The organism is Koromonas humicola, from assembly GCF_059726255.1.
On record NZ_AP040873.1, the window covers coordinates 2122843 to 2145963 of the forward strand.

Here is a 23121-nt window from a genome sequence, read left to right on the forward strand (position 1 = left end):
CGTGACCCAGTCGGGCGCACCTCCCTTTCTTATGCACGAACTCAAACTTGCAATCTTTGACGTGGCCGGCACCGTGATCGAGGATCACGGTGAAGTGGTTTCGTCGCTGGTCGATGCGCTGGCAGCGCACGGCATTGGCGTAGGTAGCGAAGAACTGACGGAGTTTAAGGGCGCATCGAAACGTGAGGTCATTCGCTTCTTCGGATGGCGCAAGCGGCAGCAACCTCTAGAGGAGCCAGCCGTCGAAGCTGTGTATGCAGATTTCGTCCGCATGGTGAATCGCCGATACGAAGAACAGCTTGCACCCATTCCCGGAACGGAGGATGTATTCGACTCCCTCCGCAAGCGCGGCATGCAATTGGCGCTGACAACCGGATTCGGCAAAGAAACGCTTGAGATGGTGGTGCGCAGACTCGGGTGGCAAGAATGGTTCGGTGCGATGGTTTCGAGCGATGAAGTGGCCGCAGGAAGACCTGCGCCGTATCTGATCTTTCGCGCTATGGAACGATGTCGCTGTCGCTCGGTTCACGAGGTCCTCAACGTCGGGGACACCCCACTTGATCTACAGTCGGCCCAGAATGCGGGCGTGGCACTGAACGTGGGTGTGCTGACAGGCCGATATCGCCGCGAACGGCTGATGGGGGAACCGCAAGACGCTCTGCTCTCTTCTGTAGCGGACCTGCCAACATTGCTGGTGCAAAGAGCATAAAACTCTAAACTTGCGCGCGGGATGTAGCTACTTTCCTGGATCTAGGGTGTTGACTGTTGGAGTAAACCGGCAAGCTGAACCGAAAACTGACGTTTACTTGGGTACTAGAGTTACGTTCGTAAGTAGCTGGAGTGCGAACGTTTGAGGAATTTACCTAATATGAGTGGGTGGCGTGGCAAGGTACAAAGAATTGTCCGAAGAAGCGCAAGGACGCCACTCAATGCTGACATTAAAAAAACCGATCAAGCAGTACTACAGCGAAGCTGAGGCCGCGCACACACTGTGCATCTCTTTAGAGGCCCTACACGAAATTCTAGACAATCACGTCTTTAACGAAGAGCATCCTCGTCCGGCAGTTCTGGAGTTTACTCACGCCGAGCTGTTGCTATTGTCTGTTTGGGCCGACCCCGTGCAATTTGGGAACGTTGTCTCTATGCCCTCGCGCAACTGACGGACAGCACTTGTTCATGGGGCAGGTAATTTATTCACATCCGGCATGGCAGCGAACCTGCTCCATGCCCGGAAATAGCCGTGCATCGGTTTGGCGAGCTGTTTGCAAGCTCCCTGGTACAAGGGAGATGGGCATGGCCGATTTATCGAAGGAACTGTCACAGGAGTACTGGCGTCCTGCGCCAACTCCGGGAAAACAGTTCCAGACACATAGTTTTCAGATGCAGGCAACAGAGGCATTCTGCTCAACGTGCGGCACCAAATATGCAGCAGGGGCAAGATTCTGCCACGTTTGCGGGCAGGGGCGTGAGGACGATTTAAGCGCGCAGAAGCACAACCCGCTCTTGGACTGGTTAGACATCGAGCGGATTAGGAAAGAGTCAGGCTTGCCGACCTTGTCTCTGCTCCTTGTAGCGATCGCGGGTGTTTTCCTGCTGGCCGCTGTAATGACCGGCTTGGTCTATAGCACATCGACCATCGCGGAATGGCAGGCTGTCCAGACATGGAGGATTGAGTGGTTGCTGGCGACCGTGGCGGCATTGATAGCCGCAATGCTGTTCAAATCCAAGCCGTGAGATGAAAATGGAGTCATGAAGAGCAAAGGCGCCCTGCAAGAGCGCCTTTTGCGTGTTTGTTCAAACACTATGTAGGCGGACTACATTCGAAGCTATCTTCCCGATCAGAACTGGCGTGATTCCCGTGACTGACGATGAGGACACAATCGCAGAGCGTGCCCAGGTATTCACCTTGGTGCCAGCGAAGATCAGCTTCGAAGGAGACGCCAGCTTTGCGAACCAATGTAAAAGTTCCCATCGGTCCCCATTTTTGCTGCTTACGAATGGCGCTCATCCTTGAGACGTCGCACTTTGAAATCAACTGCAACGAGTGCATGCCGATAAACTCATCAGGCGTATAACCGAACAACCTCATAGCCTCGGCATTTGCCCCCTTGATAATCAATGTCTTGGCGTCGCAATACCAACACGGTATAGACATAACCCTCACTCGTAAAAATCGGCGAAGAACGATCAACCCGACGCGAATCTCGGGGCAGTTTTGTTGCATGCAATCTCGAAAGTACAGACAGCATTACGATTGCAAACGTCCTTCCATATACAGGGGGAGCGAGCCGATTCAGAGCAAAACCAGAGTGGCAGATTGCAGAATCCACTGTGGTTTGTGGTAGGCTAGATTTGTGTGGGCGCGTAGCTCAGTTGGTAGAGCAACGCCCTTTTAAGGCGTGGGTCCTGGGTTCGAGTCCCAGCGCGCTCACCATTGATTTGAAAGACTTACGCCGAACCTGCAAAGCATACTTCCCCCTCGAATCGACTCCAGCTATAGCATTGGCAGTGACGCTTCCCTGCTCTCGAAGCAGCACTCGTGCCTACACACGCGTGACGGCATCTAAATGACCTCGGATCTGCGGGAGGTCACTTTGGACGATGGTATAGGCGAGAGCAACGGGGCAGCACCTGAGCAAAGCCGGCAAATATCGGACGCTGGGTGCCTGGAACCGATCTTTACGCGGTTGCTGGAGCTTGGCCATCCGGGCGAAGCAGTGAAATTACTGGAGGTCGCAATGGTTGCTGGCGAAACTTCGGAGCTTCGCAACAATTGGGCGACCGCAAAATTAGCTTGCGGAGATTTCGTTCACGCAGAGCAAGGTTACCGTCGAGCCCTTGAATTGGACGAATCGCATCGGCAAGCCGCGATCAACTTGGTCACACTGCTGCTAAGGCAAGGCCGCCTCGACGACGCAATACCGATCCTCACCCCCTTGCGGGACAGCCTATCGGAAGAAGAAAAGGCCGCAATGCGGGAGTTGGTGCAACGATCAGAGCATGAAGGCCAAAACCGAACGCCAGAAGGAGCGATCATTGCTTACGGTCCCTCTGGCGATCACTAGTGGGCGCTTATCTGATTACTTCGGCAGATCTTTAGTCAGCTCTGGAAGGCTGGGCGTGTTTCGCGGAATATTGATAGCAACAGCAGAAGGATACGGATTGCTTTCCGCATAATCGTTTATCAGCACACGTGGAGAGTGAAGGCAGTCCATCACTATAGCGTGTACTGCGAGTCCCAGCGTTTGGAGTGCTTCCAACGTGGCAGACCTGTACTGCTCGGGCCGCGACGTAATGAAAACAAGTTGGGCGCCAGAACTCTGGAGTTGGAGCAATCGGTCAACATTTTCTTTGATCGGCACGACGGGATCGCCCCAATATGGCGGGAAGTACTTGCTTTGGTTTCTGAACACAACGCCGTCGATATCAATCAAGAGCAGCCGTCGTTTTCCGACGAAAGAACGCCACTCTGCCAGAGTGCCCACGTCGATCATGCCTGAAACCACGTGAGGATGGAATGGCTCGCCTCTCCTCAGCGCCTCTCCTATTACGTGCGAGATGAACACCTCTCCCCCACTGGTCTCCTGCACGATCGCCCGATAACATGCCAAGAAATTCCCGGAATCGGAGAAGGCGTACAGTCCGGCCGAAACGAAGTTCGAAGAAACGTTCTTTTCAATGATGTTGGAAACGAGCCCGTGGTCGTTAATCTGCACAAAACTCTTTGCGCCAATCTGAGAAAGGTGAAGTTCCTGACGCAGATCACAGATTGCAACAAAGGATCCGTCAGGCAGGGGCTTCGGCTCGAAAAAGCTATCTGCGTCTTTCACCAGAACTGGGCCCCGGACTCCCGCCCGCTCAATCATCAGGGCCACTGTTTCCGCAGGCCCATTTGTATCTTGATCCAGGATGACGATATCGATGTCTTCGCCTAGAGCGCGACGGATAACCGACGTAGCACCATACTTCCCTTCGTGTTCTGCGCGAATACCAATGACCCGCCTTAAGACCTGTTCGGACGCCACACTGCTGGCAGCTCGTTCAATAGCCAACGAGCCCTCTGGAGTTGTCATCATCCACTTAGGACGCACTCCCTGATATCGGGAGCTGCGCCCGGCGCAAGGAAGTAGCAATGTGCTTCTTGCCATGTAAAATGCCCTTTTAAAGAGTCAGTTGTTGTTGAGCAGAGTCAATGCCCAATCGAGTTCTGTTTTCGCTTCCGGTGCACGAACGACCAGATATTGTAGCTGCCCAGATAGAAAACATCCGGCAGTTTTGTCCGAACGCTGCGGTCTGCTTGCACGTGTCTACCGTGTTTTCTGGGGACATGGAAGAGTTTGCCGCATTGGCACGCCAACCCGGAATTATGTTGAATCCTCAACGATTCCCGACCCAGCACGGGAAGGGGTTGTTCCATGTTCACGCTTCCAACTTCGGCTTTGCTCGACAATGCAGAACTGATTTCGACACAGTCGCATTGATTTCTTCCAACGAACTCTTTGTGCGATCCGGATTTGAAGAACACGCGGCCCAGATTCAGGCCGGCGTTCAGATCGAAGTCTTCGATCCCCGGGCAGATTGGCATCTCTTCCATCGCCGGGTCGAAGATGATGCACGAATGAAAAGTCTGCTCAGTCATCTTGGACTCAAGAGCATTTTCGGTGGTCAGGCAGAAGGACAGTTCTATACAGTGCAGGTCTTCTCCGAAATGGTGGACCTACTCTATAGATTCTTTCCGCTCGAGTCATGCTGGTTTGAGACAGAAGAAATCCTTCCGCAGACAATGGCAGTGGCTCTGCTCCGCCTCACAGCTCCGGTTGCGCCGCCATTTACGTTCCAAAACTATACGAACTATGTCCCGGTAGACCAGCCGCTGGTTGATCTTGTCAGAAGCGGCCGTGGAATGATCTTGTCCCCTAAGCAGCCGGGCTGTCTGCGTTCACCACATATCGCGAACAACGATCTGAGCAGCATCTTCTCCGTGAAACGAATACCTCGCGAAATATGTGCGGTCCGAAGCTACATTGAAAGTCTCTATCCTGCGACTAACGCTTGATGTGGCAACCGCCGAAGAGCTTCGACGCGGTTCAGGATGAAATGGGTTACAGATTCCGTGGTGCAATATGGAAGTGCCCGCAGCAGATTTAGGCAGACCAGCAGGTGCAACTTGGGTAGCAGCGTCGGCGCCGCACTCGCGATCACAGGGTCCATCTCGGTACGCAATCTGCGTAGCGCTAACTGTGCGTTTCGGAATCTAAGCGCCTCCGACTTGTGAGCTGCGAGTTTTCGAAGGCACCATAAGCCCATGAGGTCTTGATACAGCTTGGCAATGTCCAGGAAGTACGAGGAGAGATCTGGGTCATCGAAGTCGATCAGAAACAATTGTCCATCACTATCAACGAGGATATTTTCCGTCGTAAAGTCGCCGTGGCATGAAGATCGGGGGATGGCGGGCCAGGATTCGGCGCACAGCGAGGAGTGAATCCGCTGCAGTCGACCATGCATTGAGGACAAGAGAGGATTGCGATGACTGGAGCCGACTACCGAGTCCAGCTTTCGGAGCAGATCGGCCTCACTGAGGTAGCCATCCGTGCTTGCCTTCATCTTCGTTACCCAATCACGAACAAACTCAACTAGCTTTCCGGTGCTCTTGATCTGTCCGTCGCAGATCTCGGCTGAGACGCTGGTGCATGGGACGAATTCCATGTCGAAGAAAAAGAGTCCATGCTCCATTCCCGCCCGATAGGTGGACGCGGTTCGGACACCCTCGAAATAGAATCGCTCTTGCTTTTCATGTTGCCTTCGTAGTCGTTCGTTTTGGGACGAAGTTGCAGCCATTTTCCTGACGAAGCTCTGATTGCGAACTCGATGCAGCGTTACCTTCGCACCGGAATGCCCGACCAGTTGAACTGTCGCATCAACCTGTTGCGGGAGCGCGTGTACATTAGAATCGATATATCGACAGCTCTGGTCATATTCGGCAATCGTCGCTAGTGGGTTCATCTGCGTTCTACCGAGCTTCGCCTACGAGCGCAACTCTTCTCGGGCACATTCGGCGGCAGCTATCTATCGGCGTTTTTGGGAAACATCATCAGAGGAGAGTTGGGAGGAGTTGTGGGTGAGGATGGAGCGGGGCGCGGGGCCGAGCTTCTGGACGCGCCTCGGTGCAGGAGGAAGCAGAGGTTGGACTAGCTCGTCACGCTTGGGGCTTCATGTCAGATGACGAGCTAGGGACGGAGGTTCGACGGACGAACGGTGCTCTTCTAAGAAGTCGAAGCATAACGATGCCCCCAGCGAATATTGCCGCCGATAGCGCAGCCAGAGCATAGATTTGGCGGAAGTCATGGCGTTCGAATTGCTCGAGCGCAACGGTCAATATCCATAACTGAATGCCCATCAGAAGAATGCCGATGGCCAACGCTGCCCCAAGCAATGCACCCTCGCCGGGAGGTGGTGCAGCCTGCATGCGCCGTTCCTGACCGGTGGTAAACCTTTCACGAAGCGGCGTAGTCATGCTTCTACCCCGACGGCGTACAGCTGCGTTCCATCTGAATGGAGCGCGATTTTGGGAAGTGGACGAACAGGAGGCCCAGCTACTGGATCACCGGTTGCAGGATCGAACACTCCCTCATGGCAGGGGCAGAATAAGCGCTTCTTATCCTTCTGGTAGTAGACAGAACAGGAGAGGTGTGTGCAGGTTTGGCTGTACGCCACAAACCGTCCGTCATTAAGATGCAACAGAACGGCTTGGTCCTGAGGTCCAGGATAGTGAAAATACAGGGCGTCACCTTGTGCCACGTCCGCCACCGAGGCGATGGGTTCTTGCAGAGGCGTGGCAGGGCGATGAAGTCGGCCAAGCAGTGCCAACAGCGCTGTGCCAAGAAAAAGGGTCCCCGAGGTGTAGACAGCAAACTTCAGTAACTCTCTGCGCGAAACCAGTTCGTCAGCGTCCCAGTGATAGGGAAACTGAGATCGCCATTGTTTGACTTGCGTGCTGTCGCCCTCTGGTTCGGTCTGCTCAACCGGTCTTGTATTTTCTAGACTATCCACGGCTCTTCCTCCTCAGCAACGACACCGGAACTTCGGGCACCTTCTGCACCTGTCGTGACCTTCAGGCTTGCAGTTGGAGCAGGCACGACGTGATAGACGCGAGTGCGAACCTCCTGCGTGCCAAACTCCGTGTGGCGCACAGGTGTGCCATTCCTCTCTTTAGCAAACTGCTCAAACGTGCCGTACCATAAAGCATCTGTGGGGCATGTCTGCGCGCACCAAGGCTGAAGTCCTTGCGATGTGCGGTCATAGCATAGATTGCACTTCTTCATGAGGCGTGCCGACAGGTCGATCTTAGGCACACCAAATGGGCAGGCGTACACGCAATTGCGACAAGCAATGCAACGCGAAGCATCGGCCTGCTGCACTACGCCTTCGGGAGTGATTAGGATAGCCATCACTGGACAGACCTGAGCGCACGGAGCAACAGGGTCTTCGCAATGCATGCAAACAGTGGGCTGTGTCGCGACACTAAAAGCGCGATCGATGAAATCAACCATGATCATGCTTTCGCCTTTGTGAGAATCGCATTCGCGACAGGCCGCCTCACATGCCCGACATCCAATGCATCGCGAGGGATCAACAAACAGAGTATTGATTGGCATCTTCGAGAAGAACTCCAACTAGAATTGCTTTCCCTGCTTCTCCGGCGGAGCTTTGGTCTCACCGACTGTGTATGGGAACATCCGTGGGGTGTTATCCGCGGTGAAGTTTTCGGTAGCCTGTTGAGCCGATTGCGGAATTGCCGAGCCGATAGGTTCAATGGTGGCTGCGCATGCTTTGTACTCTGGGATCTTCACCGTAGGATCCACGGCAGGATTAGTCAATTGATTCACCGCTTGCTTGTGCCCGTAATGGAATGGGATGAATAACGTGTCAGGGCGAATCGTTGGTGCAACAACCGCCTTGAGTTCCATTGAACCCCTCGGAGTCCGGACACGGACACGCGACTCATGCTCGATTCCGAATCTAGCCGCTGCTTTCGGGTGGATCTCTACCCATGGTTCCGGCGCCTGCTCATTCAGGAACCCGAGACGTCGAGTCTGGTTTCCACTGAGGTAGTGATAAACGACACGTCCGGTTGTAAGCCGGAAGGGGAACTCTTCACTTGGCTCTTCTGCTGCGGGGCGATAATCGATTGGATAGAATCTCGCCAGTCCATCTTTGTGGCCAAAACGTTCGGCAAATAGCCTCGGAGTTCCCGAATCACCTTCTTTACAGGGCCAGAACACTCCGCTTTGACGCTCAATCTTCTCCCACGTAATGCCAGAGTAGTCTGCGACGCCGCCCTTAGACGCGCGTCGCATCTCGTCGAAAATTTCGCCGCTCGATCTGTATTCGAAGTACTTGCCGCGCCCCATGCGCCGAGCGAGCTCAGACACGATCTCCCAATCACGCAAAGCTTCGCCTGGAGGGTTTGCTGCACGGTTGATCTTGATCACACGTCCCTCGAGGTTTGTCGTTGTCCCTTCATCCTCGCACCACACTGAACCGGGCAGAACGACATCAGCGCGCTCAGCTGTTTCGGACATGAAGAAGTCAATTACGACAAGCGGGTCGAGGCTATCGAGCGCACGCGCTACGATAGCGTTATCAGGAAGACTGACCATGAGGTTGGAGCAGATAATCAGGCAACTCTTAATTTCGCCTGAGGCCATTAACTTCACCATCTCTGTTGCCGCTGCACCCTCGCCGGGAATCTCCGACTCAGAAATACCCCAAACCTTTGCAACCTCTTCGCGGTCTTCAAGCACGTCAATGTGGCGATACCCGGGAAGTTGGTTTGCCTTTTGACCATGTTCCCTCCCGCCTTGCCCATTGCCCTGGCCAGTGATCATCATCGCACCGCCGCCGACTCGTCCAACTTGCCCGCGCGCGAGTGCAAGATTAATGCATGCCAGACAGTTATCCACTCCGTGAGTGCTGTGCTCTATTCCGCGGGCATGCATCACGATGGACCGCGGTGCTCGGCCAAAAACCTCTGCAGCGGCCAAAATTCGTCGAGCAGGGACACCGGCAATGCGCTCCGCGTACTCCGGAGTAAACGGTTCTATCGCTTGCTTTACTTTGTCCCAATCCCGGGTACGTGTCGCGATGTACTCTTCGTCAATCAATCCTTCAGAGACGATGTATCGCAACATTGCGTTTAGGATTGCTACGTCAGTGCCCGGCCTCAAAGGGAGCCAGATATCTGCAGTGCGCGCCGTGGGCGTTTCCCGAGGATCCATGACGATGAGTCGCGCACCATTGTCTCTAGCACGCCAAATCCACTGCATCATTACCGGAAAGCATTCCGACACGTTTGAACCTGCAACAAGGATGCAATTCGTCAGCGCGATATCCGGCATTGGTATAGGAGAGCGGTCCAGCCCAAAAGCCTTCGCGTACGCAACTCCGGCGGCTGACATACAGAGCCGACCGTTGTAATCGATGTGCCGGGTTCCGAGACCCACACGAGCGAACTTGCCCATGAGATAGCATTTCTCGTTCGTCATCGACGAGCCACTGTATACGGCAACAGAATCCTTTCCATACTGCTGCTGCAGTTGCGTCCAGCGTTGAACGATGTAGGAGTATGCCTCATCCCAAGTTGCCCGCTCTAAGCTTCCCTGCTTCCCTCCCCGGCGGATCATCGGATAGCGCAACCGGTCCGGATGATTCACTTGTTGATAGGCCACAATTCCTTTTGGGCACAACGCTCCACGATTGTGTGGATAGTCTCTTGGTTCCACACCTGTGACCTGTCCGTTTGCGACGCGAAGATACATTCCGCATTGCACACCGCAGAAGCAGCAATGCGTGGGCACAAGGGTTTCTGGAAGCTCGTCTGATTTTGCCCAACCGCTTGCAGGCTTCCCGGCAGATTGGAAATCGTAGTTTGCTTCCCGCCCGGGTTCGAAGATGTCCTTATTGACCGACATTGGCTACACGAACTTTCTTCCCACTACATCGTAGTAAGACTGTCCACGCACAACCCGTTTGCAGGTAGGACAAAGGTCCTGCAGGATGTTGTTAGCTCCGACCTGATAGTGCTGGCCAAGATCGTTGAGCGTGGCCTTGATGTCCTCGATGAATTGTCGCGACGGAAGCTCTCTCCCACAACGAGCGCAGCTGGCTGAATTTGCGTCTGCTTCTTCGCTCTGCGCCAGTCCCTGATTGACTGTCTGGTACAACGTGACCCCCATACTGGCCGGCCTTTGAACGATGTGAAAGAACTTGCCGAACGGAATAGAGAGCAACCATGCAACGACAATCACCTGATGCGTGAGCGAGATGAACCAGTAGTAGCGCCCCTGCCACCATGTTGAGGATGCAGTGAGAGCCAAACCGGTAACGGAAATCGCGAAGAGTAGAACGAGCGGAACCAGATCAAAGCCGAGCCTTTGCGTAGTTCGCAAGCCAACGTCCTCAAGACGGCGCTTCAGCGCAATAGCCAAGCCGACCATCAGGATCACAGCAGTGAAGTCAAGACCATGGAACAGCACGAACCCGACAATGCCCTCGATGTTGAACCGAAAAGCTGGGAATCCGCACATCCAGAGCTGATAACGATCGGCGCCGACCAACGTGAATCTCATCCAGCCAAACGTGAGCGGAAATGTTATGAAGCAGGAGAGGATCACGCCCCACGATATACACATGTGCATCAACCAACGCTCAAAGCTGCGATGGAGAAGAAAGGTCTGCCCAAAGATGTCGTGCCATGACATCGACGGTACTAGCAGCGTGTACTTCCGAAAGTTCTGCCAGGAGAAAAAGTTGATCCAGCCTGCACGGAAGTACCGCCACGTTGGGGGGCGAGTGATCCACAAGCAATATCGATAGACGACCGCAGCGACGGCGAATATCGACGCGACCGCATACCCGATCAGTGCGGGATCGAAATCTCTGAACCCACGAGAGCCCAAGTAGATCAGCGCGAGGAGCATGCCGGCTGATAAGACTGCGAACACTGCTGGCCACTTACTGTGCACACGTTCACCTGTGCCTTTCGATGTTTGGGGCTGCTGGAGAGTGGGCTCAAACACGCGAAAATCAACAGAACGATTCAGCGGAGCGCGAGAGGATGGCATCTAAACGTCCGGCATGCCTCCAAGAACATCCTCCTCTGTTCAACTTGTTTTGGGCACGGGCGCATTCGCATTGTGCTTTGCCGTTTTTGGCACGATGTCGGCTATGATGCCGATCATCAGTAAGCAGATGCAGCTTACATCTGTGCAGAAGAGCCTTGCAGTGGCCCTCCCTGTGCTCCTCGGCAGTGTTGGTCGCATTCCGCTTGGGATGCTCACAGACCGATACGGCGGACGAACTGTGTTCACACTGGTCATGCTGGCTTCAGCAATTCCCGCGTTCCTTATGGGGAACGTAACCGATTACGGGCATCTACTCGCATATGGGTTCCTGATTGGAATTGGGCTTGCGAGTTTCTCCGTTGGCGTAGCATTTGTGAGCGCCTGGTTTCCAGCCAACAAGCAGGGGTCCGCGCTTGGTTTTTACGGTGCGGGCAACATCGGACAGTCACTTGCTGCTTTCGGCGCTCCGTTCATTGCCAAAGCACACGGAGTGAAATGGGGCTTCTGGCTGTTTGGAATTCTGCTCTGCGTGTGGATGGTGATCTTTGCTGTGATGGCCAGGAATGCGCCACAGCGCGCTACCGCCAAGTCAGCTTCTGAGATGTTGCGCCCTCTGGGCGAGTCGCGCAGTTGGATCCTGAGTCTGTACTACTTTCTGACCTTCGGTGGATTTGTTGCTATGTCCATCTATCTCCCCATTTTTCTGACGGAAATGTACAAGCTGACGCCACAGGACGCAGGTCTCCGAACAGCAGGATTCGTTGTATTGGCGACCGGCATGCGACCGATCGGCGGCATTGTTTCAGATCGGATCGGCGGCGTGGCCGTTCTGCGCTTCGTCTTCCCACTAACCGCTCTTGCCGCACTCTCACTGGCCGTTCACAGCATTGTATGGTTCACCGTGGGCGCATTGAGCATGGCCACAGCTATCGGACTCGGAAATGGAGCGGTATTCAAGCTGGTTCCGGAATACTTTCCGAAATCAGTAGGGAGCGTTACAGGGTTGGTTGGCGCGGCTGGCGGCTTAGGAGGGTTCTTTCCTCCACTTGTGTTGGGCGCCATTCAACAACGTACCGGCAACTTCACACTAGGTTTTGTCTTGCTTGCAGGCTTCTGCGTGTTTTGTCTGCTAGTCCTGATGTCAAATGCCAAGGCAAGGCGATTAACGGTTGTTGAACGAGGCTGAACCTGCCGCCTCCATCGAGGCCCTGAAAACACGGGTTTGCCTAACTGAGCCAGTGCGAGCTTATGAACGACATCAGAATCCGACGTAGGCACTTCGAGCTCGTTGCAGAGATCGCGGGCGTATTTTGCACCGCAGTGGGGCTGCTGGCGATGTTCGGGGCTTGGTTCAGGATACATGCTCTCACGAACTGGAGAATCGCACCTACCAACATTGCGCCTAACGCCGCCTTCTGTTTCATTCTGCTGGGGATTTCGCTGTTTCTACAACGCCGTCCGATAGACCGCAATCTAGCAAGTAAGCGGTCCCTACCTTTACTCGTAGCGAGAATCCTGGCAGGTGCTGTGTGTGTGATCGCCTCACTCAGCCTCATCGAATATTTCGCTTCGCTGAATCTGCGAATCGACGAACTGCTAGCCAGTGTCCCTGCCGATGCCCACGATCTTGAACGGCCGAGCCTCATGTCACCGGTCTCCGCACTGACTTTTCTGCTACTCGGCCGCGCCCTTCTCGCGGTGGACTGGCGAACTCCGCGCGGAGGTTGGCATGCCCAGTACTTCTGTTTCGGAGCGTTTCTCGGCGCCATCTTTGGGGCGCTATCCATGCTTCTCGAGCCCCACCAGTCCGGCATCACCATGGCCCTCCCAACAGCGACCAGTTTTCTAGTGATGTCTTGCGGAATCCTGTCGTCACGTGCTCGCTGGGCATTAGGAGGATTACTAACTAACCCGAGCGCTGGAGCAAAACTCTTCCGCCGTGCGCTTCCAATAGCTCTCATCTTCCTAATACTTGTCATTTGGTCGATTGCCCAGGCTCTGTCGGTTGAAGCTGAGCTTAGCTGGGCTCTAGCGAGCGTACTCGCGATTCTGTGCGGAACGGTAATGGTTGTGTTCTTCATATGGCTCACTTCGCTGGTAGACCGTAGCGCTATACAGAATCTGCAACTGGAAGAACTCGTAGCGGAACGGACAGCCGAATTATTGGCGAGCGAGCGTCGCCTCGCGGCCATCATTCAATCCGCGAATGACGTCGTTATTTCCGTTAACGGCCGCGAGGAGATTGTGCTGTTTAATCTGGCGGCGGAAAAGACCCTCCGATGTTCAGCAGCAGCAGCTATAGGAACCCCCTTGTGGCGTTTTCTCCCGGATACGCAGCAACTATTCACCGGGGCGCCTCACAGCCATGGCGAGGTCGATCAGTCCCCTGTTGCGGATTTGCGCGCCGTAAACGTGATTCGGTCAGATGGCGAACCATTCCTTGCGGAGCTTGCCATTTCTGAAGCCATGGCAGGAGGAGAGAAGATCTTCACCTTGGTGTTGCGCAATATAACAGAGCGGCAGCGTGCCGAAGATGCGTTGCGCGAGAGCGAAGAAACGAATCGTGCCACATTTGAGCAGGCGGCTCTGGGCATTGCACATTTGTCACCGGAGGGCGTTTGGCTGCGCGTAAACGAGAAGCTGGCCGCGGCTCTGCAGTATACGCGAGGCGAACTGTGCGGAATGCGACTTACAGACGTTGCCGATGAACAGGACGTTCCGCTTCTGCGTGACCTGATGCAGAGGCTTATATCCGGGGACAGCGAGCTAGCACCCGTGCAGGCACGATGCATCCGCAAAGATCGTGCCGTCATATGGATCAACCTGACACTTTCACTGGCGAGAAATGCAACCGGAGATGCATCGCATTTCATTGTCATCCTGGAAGACATAACCGCACACAAGCTGGCGGAAGAGGAGATCGGGCGTTTGAATCGCGCACTGCGCGTGCTCAGCTCAGTGAACCAAGCGTTAACTACCACAAAGACACAAGAAGATCTTTTGCAACGCGCTGTCGACATCTTCGCAAATGTCGGAGGGTATCCACTCGCTCTAATTGCCGTGCCTGAGCACACCCCCGGTCACCCCATCCAGATCGTTGCGTCAGCTGGCACAGCAAGACAGTACTTGTCTGAAGCAACAATCTCGTGGAATGAGGAAGAGGCCTCGGGAAGAGGTCCTATCGGACGCGCCATTCGAGAAGGATTGAGCACAGTCATGCAGGATTATTCATCGCCCATGGTCGCGCTCTGGAGGGAAACGGCAGCAAAGTACCGCCTGAACTCCACCCTGACCGTGCCAATCATGCTGCATGGGCGCGTTTTCGCGGCCTTCTGTGTTTATGCATCTTTAAACGACGCCTTTGCCGGCCAAGAGATCGCTCTCATCAAAGAGGCCACTGAGAACATCAGCACCGGGCTGGCAGCGCTCGACGCTCTGCGGGAGGCTGAAGCTGAGCGTGACCGAAGGAAGCAGGTTGAGGCACAACTCCAACAATCACAGAAGCTCGAGGCTATCGGCAAACTTGCCGGTGGAATAGCGCACGACTTTAATAACCTGCTGATGGTCATAATGGCAGAGACAGAACTCCTGAGCATGAGCCTTAATGGGGGACCTGCAGAACGGGTCGAGAGCATTATGAGATCTGCACAACGTGCTGCCGACCTCACGAAGCAACTCCTCGCATTCAGTCGAAAACAGCCGACATTACCAAAAGAGACCTCCATCAGCGAACTTGTACGGGGAATGTCGAGCATGCTTCCACGCTTGCTTGGAGAAAACATAGATGTGCAGATGCTGCTCGAGCCTCATCCATGGTCCGTAAAGATTGACCACTCGCAATTCGAACAGGTGATCATGAACCTGGTCATCAATGCTCGCGATGCCATGCCCAACGGTGGACGACTGAAGATAGTCACCTCAAACGTAGAGTTAGTTTCGGGGGACGCTGCGTTGCCTCAGATACCTCCTGGTGAATACGCTCTGCTCACGATCACAGACTCCGGTATTGGCATGAGTGACGAGGTTTTGTCGCATGTATTTGAGCCATTCTTCACGACGAAGGAACACGGAAAAGGCACAGGCCTCGGTCTTTCGATGGTTTACGGGATTGTGAAGCAGGCAGCAGGATACATCACTGTGGACAGCCAACTCGGAGTCGGATCCACTTTCAGCATCTATCTCCCAACAGCACCGCCCCGCGATTCTGGGGAACATGAAACACGAACGGAGCCGGCCCGAGTGACCTCTCAACATGATGCGACGATCCTCCTGGTGGAGGACGAAGAAGGATTGAGGAATGTGATTGGTCCGTTTTTAACGAATCGAGGATACAAGGTAGTTTCGGCCGAGACATTGGACGAAGCATTTCGTACGGCACTCGAGCGGTCGCCGGAAATCGATCTGCTAGTAACGGACGTGATTCTGAAGGATGGGAATGGGAAAGAGTTGGTTGAGCGCTTACGTCAGCAGGGTTGCAATTTGAGAGTTATCTACATGTCCGGATATACAGCGGACGCTATCGTAAAGCATGGCGTACTTGATCCCGGGATTTACTTTTTGCAGAAGCCGTTCCGAATGGCTTCCCTGCTGAACAAAGTACAACAAGCCTTGGCACAATCGAATTGAAGCGGCGACACTCCATTTTTTCAGCCATACCCAAGAGGTAGCCACACGCACATGCGCACAGCTGTTACTCATGGGGAGTGTCTGAATTACTTCATCGTGAAGTCGAGCACGCCATCAAGATCTTTGCACCCCGCCGGGATAGATGAGCTTATGAGATTAAGTGGAACAGCCGATATGAGCTACATCACTTTCAGACGTGACACTCTGAAACTAGCTGAGGCTATTAGACAGACGCGCTTCGATTTGAAACACGATATGAGACAAATACGCGAAGGGCGTAACACAGAGTTCGACTGAGGACTATGATTGTGCTAAGCGCCCGGATTAATCTCGAGCACTTTTCTTACTTTCTTTCTTAACGTAACGCAGTGCACATTCTATTCGCATTCATAAGGAGTATCTGTGAACACACCTAAACCCAGCGCAAGCTACAGCCTGACGATTCGGCTCAGGATCAGCAATAAGCCTGGAAGTCTTGGTCGCGTCACTGCACTCATCAGCGATCTCGGTGGTGACATCGGGGCTATCGATATCAAAGGCGTCACAAAGACCCACAAAATTCGCGAGATTACGTTGGCGGCTCGCGACGAAAAGCACGGAGAACTGATTGTCGATCGGCTGAAATCTCTGGAGATCGTAGAGATCCTGAGCGTTTCAGACCGCACACTGATGATGCACATGGGAGGCAAGATTCGCATCATCAGCAAGGTGCCGCTGTCTACGCGCGAGGACCTCTCAATGGCCTACACACCTGGCGTGGCTCGCGTTTGCATGGCGATCCACGATAATCCCGAGAAGGCGTTCCAACTCACAATCAAGACGAACACAATTGCCGTGGTCAGTGATGGAACCGCAGTCCTGGGATTGGGCGACATCGGCCCAGAAGCAGCCATGCCAGTAATGGAGGGCAAGGCCCTGCTGTTCAAGGAATTTGGCGAGGTTGACGCATTCCCTCTTTGCCTGAATACCAAGGACACGGAAGAGATCATCCGCACAGTGAAGGCCGTCGCTCCCGGATTTGGGGGCATCAATCTCGAGGACATATCCGCACCACGTTGCTTCGAAATCGAAGAGCGTCTAAAGAAGGAACTCAACATACCGGTGTTTCATGACGACCAACATGGAACGGCGGTGGTGGTTCTCGCAGCGTTGACCAATGCTCTCAAGATCGTGAAGAAGAACATCAGCGATCTAAAGATCATTGTGACTGGCGTGGGTGCAGCCGGCGTTGCATGCTCGAAGATGATCATGAACGCAGGGGCGAAGAACGTCATCGGGTTCGACCGCACGGGTGCAATCCACAAAGGCCGCACAGGCCTCAATACTATGAAGCAGTGGTTCGCCGAGCATACAAACCCGACGAACTTTACTGGTTCGGTGAAGGAAGCTCTTGAAGGCGCTGACCTGTTCCTTGGATTGTCCGGCCCGGGTGCGGTGGAACCGGAAGATCTGGCCAAGATGAACAGGGATGCAATTGTCTTCGCAATGGCGAACCCGACGCCGGAAGTGATGCCAGAAGATGCGGCGCCGTATGTGCGCATCATGGCCACTGGCCGGTCCGACTACCCCAACCAGATCAACAATGTATTGTGCTTCCCGGGAATTTTCCGCGGAGCCTTGGACTGCGGTGCAACAGACATCAATGAGCAGATGAAACTGGCAGCAGCAAGGGCTATTGCCGACATCATTAAGCCTGAAGAACTGACGGAAGACTATATTATTCCGGGCGTTTTCGATCGGCGCGTGGCAAAGGCCGTAGCGGCGGCGGTAGTAAAAGCTGCAATCGAAACCGGTGTGGCTCGCAGAACGTCAGGCAAAGAAGACCATCCGTACGAAGCTGCGGTAGCGACAAAGTAACTAGCCTCGACGAACAAGACTAAGGGGAGAAGCGGCGGCTTCTCCCCTTTTGCTTTCAATGCTGCGGCTAGGCACCAATTCTGATCAGAACCTTTCCCATTGGGCCTTCGCCCAGTCTCGCAAACGCTTGCTTTACGTCTTCAAACGGGAATATGGAATCGACTACAGGTCGTTTGCCCATCTTGGCCAGTCGCTCAACAATCTGGGAGAACGCACCTTTTGCCTCGTCGGGCGCGTAATCGGAAACTGTCACACCGCCGATGCGGTTGCGACGGAAGAACAGGGTCGCTGTATTGAACTCTGGGACGACGCCGCCACTGCGGCCAACGACGCTGATGCGTCCGCGATAACCAAGCATCGCAATAACTTCGTTGAAGAAGGTGCCACCAACGCTGTCCACAACTAAGTCGACTCGATTCGGTTTGATGGCTTCAAGAATCTGTTTGCGTATGCCCTTCTCTGAGGGATCGAAGACAAAATCCGCGCCTAATTCTTTGAGTTTCTCGCCTTTCTCCTTACTGCGCGAGAGTCCGATCACGGTCAAGTCCATGGATTTGCCAAGCAACACGGCAGCAGAACCAACGCCCCCGGACGCTCCCGTTACGAGCAGGACTGAACCGGGCGCGGGAGGCGCAGGAGGCTCGCTCCATTGAGTGAGGGCCTGCCATGCTGTAAGGAACACAAGAGGCGCACCGGCAGTCTCTTCGAGAGTCCAGCCCTGCGGAACGCTGTTGATGTGAGAGGCGGGGACAAGCGTTTTCTCTGCGAGAGTGCCCCACTGCTCGACGCCTGTTTCTCCGCGCAGGATGCTGACCACCTCACCTGCGCGAACACCAGAAACGTCCGGCCCTACGGCAATCACCTCCCCAACTCCATCGCGTCCAAGGACATGAGGCATCTTGGGCTTCGCCGGATACTGATTCACCGCAAGGAATGCATCGGCGGGGTTGAGCGCCGCGTACTTGATTTTCAAAAGTACCTGTCCGGGGCCGGGCTGCGGGTCGGAAACCTCGGCGAGGCGGAGCTTTTCATAACCTTCATAAGAATCCATCAACCATGCGCGCATCTGCGGTCTTTCCTTTCCTGATTGCTGCTAGGTATCTAGTGTAAAGATGCCGGGAGCATCTCGCGGCTTCGGAATGATTGTAGATGAACCTCCGACCATCAACAGGCGTCAGAAAACAAAGCGTGATGGACGGAATCCATCACGCTGATGTTTCACGAACTTTGTGCCGTTCCCGCTTCCCTGTTCACTTTGCCGGCGGGATGTAGGGAATGGTATGGGCAAAGTACCAGCACAGAAAGAAGACTACAGGGACGTGGACGATCATCTGGAGCACACCGTAGCCGACAAGGTCGCGCGCTTTGAGGCGCAGGATGCCAAGCAACGGCAACATCCAGAAGGGGTTCACAAGGTTCGGCAAGGCTTCCGAAGCATTGTAGATCTGAACTACCCATCCAAGATGTACATGCAGATTGTTGGCTGCCTGTAGGACATACGGAGCTTCGATGACCCACTTGCTTCCACCGGACGGAACAAATACACCGATGAGCGCTGAGTAGAGAGCTACCAGCAGAGGATATGTTCCGTGCGTAGTAACGCGCGAAAACAAATTGGCCATCCAATCCGAAATTCCGCTCCCGACAATCATGCCGAAGATGACAGCGTAGAACGGAAATTGAATGAGCACGCCACCGGTTGCAGGAATGCATTCAGCGACAGCCTTCACGAAACTCTTGGGCCGCCAATGCAGAATTAATCCCGCGGTGATAAAGATGAGGTTGTAATTGTTCAGATCCAGGGCCGCCAGTGCACCAGTGGGCGACTGTTTGAAGAAAGAGATGAGATACCACGACAGCAGGCCGGCTACCAGGATGCTGAGCAACGGGCTGTATTCAAGCCACTCTCCAGGACGTGTCCGAGGCTCGAGAACACGCTCCGCGGACTCGTAGCTTATGCCGTAATCTTCAGCCGTGCGGGCCCGCTCTGCTGGAGGCGCAGACGCATACGCAATGATCGTAGAGAGGACAATGAGGATGACCGCTGTAGCGATACTCTGCCACAAGAAGAGTGTCTGCTTCAGCGGAATCACCCCGGCAATCTGCAGAAGCCCAGCCGGGATTGCAGACTTGGTCGCCATCATCATAGCTGCAGATGATGACAGCCCAAGCGCCCAGACAGCGCCCAATCCGAGATACCCAGCCGCCCCGGCGGCGCGGATGTCCATTCCCTTGATGCGTTTCGCCAACTCACGAACGAGGAGTCCACTAAAGATCAGGCTCAATCCCCAAGAGATGATCGAAGTGAGCATCGAGAGCATTGCCACAACGGCAATCGCAACTCGGGGATTCTTGGGGAACTTTGCGATCCAAGCAATGAACCGATTGATGATGGGAGCTGTCGCGACGACGTAGCCACCAATGATGATCATCACCATCTGCATGGTGAACGGGACAAGGCTCCAGAACGCCTTTCCGCCTTGGTATGCGAGGTTGCTGGGCTTCTGCCCGATGCAGAGTCCGAAGATGAAAACGAGGACGACTCCGGCAAGGGCAAATACTAAGGGATCGGGGAACCAGCGCTCGCTCCAGGTTGAGAGCGCCAGTCCAAAACGCACGAGCGCTCCGTCGGCAACAGTATTTGAGGGAGCAGCCTTCTTCGCAGTACTTCCGGGGTTTGCCATAAACTTGCGCTCCGATCTTGCGTGATGATTGATTTCGCCTTAGTCGATAGTGCACCCGTGAGAACTTTGAATCGCTGAAGCAAAATGGGCCGCAGTCATCAGTGACCGTGGCCCATTCATAAGAGATGCAAACTCTTCTAGTCGCGTTCTACTGCCATGGCCACGCCCATTCCCCCGCCAATGCAGAGCGAAGCAAGACCTTTCTTGGCATTGCGGCGCTTCATTTCATAAAGCAGTGTAACGAGGATGCGAGCCCCAGACGCTCCGATTGGATGGCCGATCGCAATAGCTCCGCCATTCACATTAACCTTCGAGAGATCCCAGCCCATCTCCTTGTGAACTGCACAAGACTGAGCTGCAAATGCCTCATTGATTTCCATAAGGTCGAGGTCTTGGATGTTCCAGCCTGCGCGCTCGAGAGCACGGCGTGATGCCGGAACAGGCCCCATGCCCATGATCTTGGGATCGATGGCAGAAGCAGCGTAGGAAGCAATTCTCGCCAGGGGCTTGAGGTTGAGTTCGGCCGCACGCTTGGCAGACATGACGACCAGAGCAGCAGCGCCATCGTTGATGCCGCTGGCGTTACCAGCGGTAACCGTGCCAGCCTTGTCGAATGCAGGCTTCAGTGCTGCCATGCCTTCAACCGTCGCTCCATAGCGGATGAATTCATCCGCGTCGAAATTCACCGGGGGCCCCTTGCGCTGCGGAACCGGAACTGCGGCAATCTCTTCCTTGAACTTCCCTGCCTTCTGAGCAGCCTCAGCCTTGTTTTGCGATGCCACGGCAAATTCATCCTGCTGCTGGCGGGAGATGCCGTACTCCTTCGCTACATTCTCGGCCGTGATGCCCATGTGGTACTGGTTGTAAACATCCCAGAGACCATCGACGATCATACTGTCCACTAGTTTTGCATCGCCCATGCGGAAACCGTCACGTGATCCATTGAGCAGGTGCGGAGTGGCACTCATATTCTCCTGTCCACCAGCAACAACGATCTCGGAGTCTCCGGCGATGATGCCGTTCGCAGCGGTCATCACAGCCTGAAGGCCGGAGCCACAGACGCGATTAATGGTCATCGCCGGAGTGGATACGGGCAGACCAGCTTTGAGCGTCGCCTGGCGAGCTGGATTCTGGCCGAGACCAGCAGCTAAGACATTGCCCATGATCACTTCGCTGACCGCCTCAGGTTCAACACCTGCACGCTGAAGTGCACAGCCTATTGCGACAGCGCCGAGTTGCGGAGCAGGTACGCTAGCGAGAGATCCAGCAAACTTTCCAACAGCGGTGCGAGCCGCAGAAACGATAACTACATCTGTCATTTCTTTCTTCCCCTTGTGAGTGCTGCATGCAAGCAGCCGTTCGCATGAACGCTATTCTTTATGCCTTGGCCGCAGTCGCGCTGGGCTCATCAATCGGCATTACGCCGACCTTATCAGGAATTATCAATGTGGCTTCTGTCGCAGCAATCACCTGCTCCACCGTAACTCCAGGAGCGACTTCTTTCAGCACCAGTCCTGCCTCCGTGGGCTCAATCACCGCCAGCTCAGTTACGATCAGACTGACGCGGCGAACCGACGTAAGTGGAAGCGTGCAGCGCTTCAAGATCTTCGGCTTTCCCTTCGCGGTGTGAGTCATCGCCACGATCACGCGCTTTGCGCCGCTGACGAGGTCCATCGCTCCGCCCATACCCGGGACCATCTTTCCAGGCACCGTCCAGTTGGCCAGATGTCCGAGTTCATCGACTTCGAGACCACCTAACACAGTGACGTCGAGATGCCCGCCACGAATGAGCCCAAACGAGAGAGCGCTATCAATGCTGGCCGCACCAGGAATTGCGCCTACATAGCCTCCACCCGCATCGGTGAGATCAGGATCGATCATGCCCATCTCAGGAGCAGGTGCCATGCCGACAATTCCGTTTTCAGATTGGAAATACACCTCGAGCCCAGGAGCGAGGTAGTTGGCAACCGTGGTCGGCAAACCAATGCCGAGGTTCACGAGTGAGCCGCTCTGCATTTCAAGAGCAACGCGCTTTGCAATAAGTACTTTCTCGTCCATGTTAGTTGCACCTCTCGATGATGTAATCCACACAGCAGAAGGGCGTAGCGACAGCGTCAGGCGGAATCACTCCGACTGGGACGATGTGATCAGGTTCCACGATCACGTGGCCAGCAGCCATGGCCATAACTGAGTTGAAATTTCGCGCTGTCAATGAGTACTCGAGATTGCCGCGGTAGTCGGAACGATGGGCGGCGAGCAGAGCAAAATCGGCTCGCAACGGTTGCTCAATTAGGTACTGCTTCCCGTTGACTTCAACCGTTTGCTTGCCATCGGCAACCGTGGTTCCGATTCCAGTCGCAGTAAGGACTCCGCCAAGTCCAAAGCCGCCTGCCCGGATCTGTTCAGCGAGCGTGCCCTGAGGCGTGAGGACCACGTCTAGCTCGCCAGCGATCATCTGGCGCTGGGTCTCAGGATTCGTGCCAATATGGCTGACAATAGCTCTCTTCACTAGCTTGGCAACAATCAACTTGCCAATGCCGAGCGCCGGGCGCCCGGTGTCGTTCGCGATGACGGTCAGGTCCTTCTTCCCCTGCCGAATGAGTTCTTCAATTGCACGATGGGGAGTTCCGACCCCGAGGAAGCCGCCGATCATCAGCGTTGCGCCGTCAGGAATCATCTCGACAGCTTTAGTGCAGTTGGTGGCTTTTTGCATAGATGCCTCGTTCTAATGGGAATGGATCGATCGAAAATGCCTTGGATTTTTCTATGGACGTGCGAAGAAAAAATAGGCGGTTTGAGTGTTCAGCATTGTGGACTACGGAAGGAATACA

General features: G+C 54.6%; 21 protein-coding genes, 1 tRNA gene and 1 pseudogene. 9 read left to right on the forward strand and 14 right to left on the reverse strand.

Annotation, left to right across the window (positions count from 1 at the left end):
- Positions 1-31 precede the first annotated feature (31 nt).
- The 3 genes from AC6IZD_RS09210 (at position 32) to AC6IZD_RS09220 (ending at position 1734) form a co-directional block, all read left to right on the forward strand.
- Positions 32-709 (forward strand): HAD hydrolase-like protein, encoded by a 678-nt coding sequence (locus AC6IZD_RS09210; RefSeq protein WP_497787399.1) that lies wholly within the window; start codon positions 32-34, stop codon positions 707-709.
- 220 nt (positions 710-929) lie between these two features.
- Positions 930-1160, forward strand: coding sequence for a hypothetical protein (locus tag AC6IZD_RS09215; protein WP_497787400.1), 231 nt, complete (start codon positions 930-932; stop codon positions 1158-1160).
- Positions 1161-1293: 133 nt separating this feature from the next.
- The gene (locus AC6IZD_RS09220; RefSeq protein WP_497787401.1) at positions 1294-1734 is read left to right on the forward strand and encodes a zinc ribbon domain-containing protein; all 441 of its coding nucleotides are present in this window, start codon (positions 1294-1296) and stop codon (positions 1732-1734) included.
- A 67-nt stretch (positions 1735-1801) separates the two neighbouring features.
- Here AC6IZD_RS09220 and AC6IZD_RS09225 read toward each other — a convergent pair whose 3' ends face one another.
- Positions 1802-2155 (reverse strand): PAS domain-containing protein, encoded by a 354-nt coding sequence (locus tag AC6IZD_RS09225; RefSeq protein WP_497787402.1) that lies wholly within the window; start codon positions 2153-2155, stop codon positions 1802-1804.
- 203 nt (positions 2156-2358) lie between these two features.
- Between AC6IZD_RS09225 and AC6IZD_RS09230 the strand changes: the two genes are divergently transcribed.
- Positions 2359-2434: transfer RNA gene (locus AC6IZD_RS09230), tRNA-Lys, on the forward strand.
- 160 nt (positions 2435-2594) lie between these two features.
- Positions 2595-3065 carry a tetratricopeptide repeat protein gene (locus AC6IZD_RS09235; protein WP_497787403.1) on the forward strand — a complete coding sequence of 157 codons (471 nt, stop codon included), beginning with the start codon at positions 2595-2597 and terminating at the stop codon, positions 3063-3065.
- A 15-nt stretch (positions 3066-3080) separates the two neighbouring features.
- Here AC6IZD_RS09235 and AC6IZD_RS09240 read toward each other — a convergent pair whose 3' ends face one another.
- Positions 3081-4076: a glycosyltransferase family protein gene (locus AC6IZD_RS09240; protein WP_497787404.1), complete on the reverse strand. Its 996-nt coding sequence runs from the start codon at positions 4074-4076 to the stop codon at positions 3081-3083.
- A gap of 116 nt (positions 4077-4192) precedes the next feature.
- Here AC6IZD_RS09240 and AC6IZD_RS09245 point away from each other — a divergent pair, with 116 nt between their 5' ends.
- Positions 4193-5056 (forward strand): hypothetical protein, encoded by an 864-nt coding sequence (locus AC6IZD_RS09245; RefSeq protein WP_497787405.1) that lies wholly within the window; start codon positions 4193-4195, stop codon positions 5054-5056.
- Here AC6IZD_RS09245 and AC6IZD_RS09250 read toward each other — a convergent pair.
- From AC6IZD_RS09250 to AC6IZD_RS09280, 7 genes and pseudogenes are all read right to left on the reverse strand, one after another.
- Positions 5035-6003, reverse strand: coding sequence for a phosphotransferase (locus AC6IZD_RS09250; RefSeq protein ID WP_497787406.1), 969 nt, complete (start codon positions 6001-6003; stop codon positions 5035-5037). The two genes, AC6IZD_RS09245 and AC6IZD_RS09250, sit on opposite strands and share 22 nt — an antisense overlap.
- 193 nt (positions 6004-6196) lie before the next feature.
- Positions 6197-6514 carry a hypothetical protein gene (locus AC6IZD_RS09255; RefSeq protein ID WP_497787407.1) on the reverse strand — a complete coding sequence of 106 codons (318 nt, stop codon included), beginning with the start codon at positions 6512-6514 and terminating at the stop codon, positions 6197-6199.
- Positions 6511-7050 carry a QcrA and Rieske domain-containing protein gene (locus AC6IZD_RS09260; RefSeq protein WP_497787408.1) on the reverse strand — a complete coding sequence of 180 codons (540 nt, stop codon included), beginning with the start codon at positions 7048-7050 and terminating at the stop codon, positions 6511-6513. The genes AC6IZD_RS09255 and AC6IZD_RS09260 overlap by 4 nt, the downstream gene beginning before the upstream one ends.
- Positions 7038-7556: a 4Fe-4S dicluster domain-containing protein gene (locus AC6IZD_RS09265; RefSeq protein WP_497787570.1), complete on the reverse strand. Its 519-nt coding sequence runs from the start codon at positions 7554-7556 to the stop codon at positions 7038-7040. Before AC6IZD_RS09265 ends, AC6IZD_RS09260 begins: the two co-directional genes overlap by 13 nt.
- Before the next feature lie 30 nt (positions 7557-7586).
- Positions 7587-7655: pseudogene (locus AC6IZD_RS09270) on the reverse strand (4Fe-4S binding protein); the annotation flags it as partial.
- Between the two features lie 18 nt (positions 7656-7673).
- A complete protein-coding gene (locus AC6IZD_RS09275) occupies positions 7674-9971 on the reverse strand; it encodes a molybdopterin oxidoreductase family protein (protein ID WP_497787409.1) in 2298 nt (765 codons plus the stop codon).
- 3 nt (positions 9972-9974) lie between these two features.
- Positions 9975-11123: a hypothetical protein gene (locus tag AC6IZD_RS09280; protein ID WP_497787410.1), complete on the reverse strand. Its 1149-nt coding sequence runs from the start codon at positions 11121-11123 to the stop codon at positions 9975-9977.
- A 13-nt stretch (positions 11124-11136) separates the two neighbouring features.
- Here AC6IZD_RS09280 and AC6IZD_RS09285 point away from each other — a divergent pair, with 13 nt between their 5' ends.
- From AC6IZD_RS09285 to AC6IZD_RS09295, 3 genes are all read left to right on the forward strand, one after another.
- On the forward strand, positions 11137-12309 hold the full coding sequence (locus AC6IZD_RS09285; protein ID WP_497787411.1) for an MFS transporter: 1173 nt from the start codon (positions 11137-11139) through the stop codon (positions 12307-12309).
- Positions 12310-12371: 62 nt separating this feature from the next.
- Positions 12372-15749, forward strand: a complete 3378-nt coding sequence (locus AC6IZD_RS09290) for a PAS domain S-box protein (protein ID WP_497787412.1) — start codon at positions 12372-12374, stop codon at positions 15747-15749.
- 402 nt (positions 15750-16151) lie between these two features.
- Positions 16152-17606 carry an NAD-dependent malic enzyme gene (locus AC6IZD_RS09295; RefSeq protein ID WP_497787413.1) on the forward strand — a complete coding sequence of 485 codons (1455 nt, stop codon included), beginning with the start codon at positions 16152-16154 and terminating at the stop codon, positions 17604-17606.
- Between the two features lie 67 nt (positions 17607-17673).
- Here the strand turns inward: AC6IZD_RS09295 and AC6IZD_RS09300 are convergent, their stop codons facing one another.
- The 5 genes from AC6IZD_RS09300 to AC6IZD_RS09320 all read right to left on the reverse strand — a co-directional run bounded on the left by AC6IZD_RS09300 (position 17674) and on the right by AC6IZD_RS09320 (position 23003).
- Entirely contained in the window at positions 17674-18657 is a 984-nt protein-coding gene (locus tag AC6IZD_RS09300) for a quinone oxidoreductase family protein (RefSeq protein ID WP_497787414.1), read from the reverse strand.
- 199 nt (positions 18658-18856) lie between these two features.
- Positions 18857-20290, reverse strand: a complete 1434-nt coding sequence (locus tag AC6IZD_RS09305) for a short-chain fatty acid transporter (RefSeq protein WP_497787415.1) — start codon at positions 20288-20290, stop codon at positions 18857-18859.
- A 137-nt stretch (positions 20291-20427) separates the two neighbouring features.
- Positions 20428-21609 carry an acetyl-CoA C-acetyltransferase gene (locus AC6IZD_RS09310; protein ID WP_497787416.1) on the reverse strand — a complete coding sequence of 394 codons (1182 nt, stop codon included), beginning with the start codon at positions 21607-21609 and terminating at the stop codon, positions 20428-20430.
- A 58-nt stretch (positions 21610-21667) separates the two neighbouring features.
- Positions 21668-22348, reverse strand: a complete 681-nt coding sequence (locus AC6IZD_RS09315; protein ID WP_497787417.1) for a 3-oxoacid CoA-transferase subunit B — start codon at positions 22346-22348, stop codon at positions 21668-21670.
- Between the two features lies 1 nt (position 22349).
- Positions 22350-23003 (reverse strand): CoA transferase subunit A, encoded by a 654-nt coding sequence (locus tag AC6IZD_RS09320; protein WP_497787418.1) that lies wholly within the window; start codon positions 23001-23003, stop codon positions 22350-22352.
- Positions 23004-23121: the final 118 nt, after the last annotated feature.

What these genes read in the sequence shown, in the direction of transcription:
- AC6IZD_RS09290 (WP_497787412.1), top strand. Translation starts at nt 12,372, where the DNA reads ATGAACGACATCAGAATCCGACGTAGGCACTTCGAGCTCGTTGCAGAG.
- AC6IZD_RS09305 (WP_497787415.1), bottom strand. Translation starts at nt 20,290, where the DNA reads ATGGCAAACCCCGGAAGTACTGCGAAGAAGGCTGCTCCCTCAAATACT.
- AC6IZD_RS09265 (WP_497787570.1), bottom strand. Translation starts at nt 7,556, where the DNA reads ATGATCATGGTTGATTTCATCGATCGCGCTTTTAGTGTCGCGACACAG.
- AC6IZD_RS09240 (WP_497787404.1), bottom strand. Translation starts at nt 4,076, where the DNA reads ATGATGACAACTCCAGAGGGCTCGTTGGCTATTGAACGAGCTGCCAGC.
- AC6IZD_RS09245 (WP_497787405.1), top strand. Translation starts at nt 4,193, where the DNA reads ATGCCCAATCGAGTTCTGTTTTCGCTTCCGGTGCACGAACGACCAGAT.
- AC6IZD_RS09310 (WP_497787416.1), bottom strand. Translation starts at nt 21,609, where the DNA reads ATGACAGATGTAGTTATCGTTTCTGCGGCTCGCACCGCTGTTGGAAAG.
- AC6IZD_RS09285 (WP_497787411.1), top strand. Translation starts at nt 11,137, where the DNA reads ATGCCTCCAAGAACATCCTCCTCTGTTCAACTTGTTTTGGGCACGGGC.
- AC6IZD_RS09250 (WP_497787406.1), bottom strand. Translation starts at nt 6,003, where the DNA reads ATGAACCCACTAGCGACGATTGCCGAATATGACCAGAGCTGTCGATAT.
- AC6IZD_RS09220 (WP_497787401.1), top strand. Translation starts at nt 1,294, where the DNA reads ATGGCCGATTTATCGAAGGAACTGTCACAGGAGTACTGGCGTCCTGCG.
- AC6IZD_RS09280 (WP_497787410.1), bottom strand. Translation starts at nt 11,123, where the DNA reads ATGCCATCCTCTCGCGCTCCGCTGAATCGTTCTGTTGATTTTCGCGTG.
- AC6IZD_RS09210 (WP_497787399.1), top strand. Translation starts at nt 32, where the DNA reads ATGCACGAACTCAAACTTGCAATCTTTGACGTGGCCGGCACCGTGATC.
- AC6IZD_RS09315 (WP_497787417.1), bottom strand. Translation starts at nt 22,348, where the DNA reads ATGGACGAGAAAGTACTTATTGCAAAGCGCGTTGCTCTTGAAATGCAG.
- AC6IZD_RS09225 (WP_497787402.1), bottom strand. Translation starts at nt 2,155, where the DNA reads ATGTCTATACCGTGTTGGTATTGCGACGCCAAGACATTGATTATCAAG.
- AC6IZD_RS09300 (WP_497787414.1), bottom strand. Translation starts at nt 18,657, where the DNA reads ATGGATTCTTATGAAGGTTATGAAAAGCTCCGCCTCGCCGAGGTTTCC.
- AC6IZD_RS09255 (WP_497787407.1), bottom strand. Translation starts at nt 6,514, where the DNA reads ATGACTACGCCGCTTCGTGAAAGGTTTACCACCGGTCAGGAACGGCGC.
- AC6IZD_RS09275 (WP_497787409.1), bottom strand. Translation starts at nt 9,971, where the DNA reads ATGTCGGTCAATAAGGACATCTTCGAACCCGGGCGGGAAGCAAACTAC.
- AC6IZD_RS09320 (WP_497787418.1), bottom strand. Translation starts at nt 23,003, where the DNA reads ATGCAAAAAGCCACCAACTGCACTAAAGCTGTCGAGATGATTCCTGAC.
- AC6IZD_RS09215 (WP_497787400.1), top strand. Translation starts at nt 930, where the DNA reads ATGCTGACATTAAAAAAACCGATCAAGCAGTACTACAGCGAAGCTGAG.